The following is a 1,327-nucleotide window of genomic DNA, read 5'->3' on the forward strand; positions in this document are numbered from 1 at the left end:
CGGTGACTGTCACCGCGTCACCAACCTTGACGTCATTATCGACCTTGCCGGTGACCGCAATCGTCTGACCCGACTCGCTGGCATTAATCACGTTATCTGAGGTGACATCGTCGATAGTAATCGACGCCGCTGGCGCCACCGTATCGACGCCATAAGCGTGAGTAGAGTTTGCAGTGGTGACATTGCCTGCGGTATCGCGGGTGGTGACGGTGACCGTCGCACTCACCTCACCATTGGCGGCCAGCACCGCGCCCGGAACATTCACGCTCCAGGTCTTGCCATCCGCATTCACCGTGGTCTGGTAGGTCTCGGTGCCGACGGTAACGGTAATCGCATCATCGGCCTTGACGTCGTTATCGACCTGACCGGTGACCGCAATCGTCTGACCCGATTCACTGGCGTTAATCACGTTATCACTGGTGATATCGTCGATAGTAATGGTCGCGGTGGGCGCAACCGTATCCACGCCATAAGCGTGACTGGTATTGGCGGTAGTGACGTTACCCGCCGTGTCGCGAGTGGTAACGGTAGCACTCACCTCACCATTGGCGGCCAGCACCGAACCCGGCACATTGACGCTCCAGGTTTTACCGTCGGCATTCACGGTCGTTTGATAAGTTTCCGTGCCGACGGTGACGGTAATCGCATCACCCGCTTTAACATCGTTATCGACCTGACCGGTGACGGCAATGGTCTGGCCGGACTCGCTGGCGTTAATCACGTTATCGCTGGTGATATCGTCGATAGTAATGGAGGCGGTGGGCGCAACCGTATCCACGCCGTAAGCGTGACTGGTATTGGCCGTCGTCACGTTACCCGCGGTATCGCGGATGGTAACCGTGGCGCTGACATCGCCATTAGCGGCCAGCACTGAACCGGGAACGTTCACGCTCCAGGTTTTGCCATCCGCATTCACCGTGGTCTGGTAGGTCTCGGCACCGACGGTAACGGTAATCGCATCACCCGCTTTCACGTCGTTATCCACGTTACCGGTGACCGCAATCGTCTGACCGGACTCGCTGGCGTTAATCATGTTATCTGAGGTGATATCGTCGATAGTAATCGATGCCACTGGCGCCACCGTATCCACGCCGTAAGTATGAGTGGTATTGGCGGTGGTCACATTGCCTGCGGTATCACGGGTGGTGACCGTCGCACTCACATCACCATTGGCCGCTAATACAGAGCCCGGCACATTGACGCTCCAGGTTTTGCCATCGGCATTGACCGTGGTCTGGTAGGTCTCGCTGCCGACGGTGACCGTCACCGCATCACCGGCCTGAACCTCATTGCCCACCTGACCCGTAACAGAGATCGTCTGGCCGGA

General features: G+C 57.8%; 1 protein-coding gene. It reads right to left on the bottom strand.

Features of this window, described 5'->3' with window-relative positions; all coding sequences use genetic code 11:
• Positions 1-1,327, bottom strand: a 1,327-nt coding sequence (locus KP22_RS20985; protein WP_039326300.1) for an Ig-like domain-containing protein, incomplete at both ends; no start/stop codon positions are given.

The sequence above is a fragment of the Pectobacterium betavasculorum genome (assembly GCF_000749845.1).
Classification (GTDB): Bacteria; Pseudomonadota; Gammaproteobacteria; order Enterobacterales; family Enterobacteriaceae; genus Pectobacterium; species Pectobacterium betavasculorum.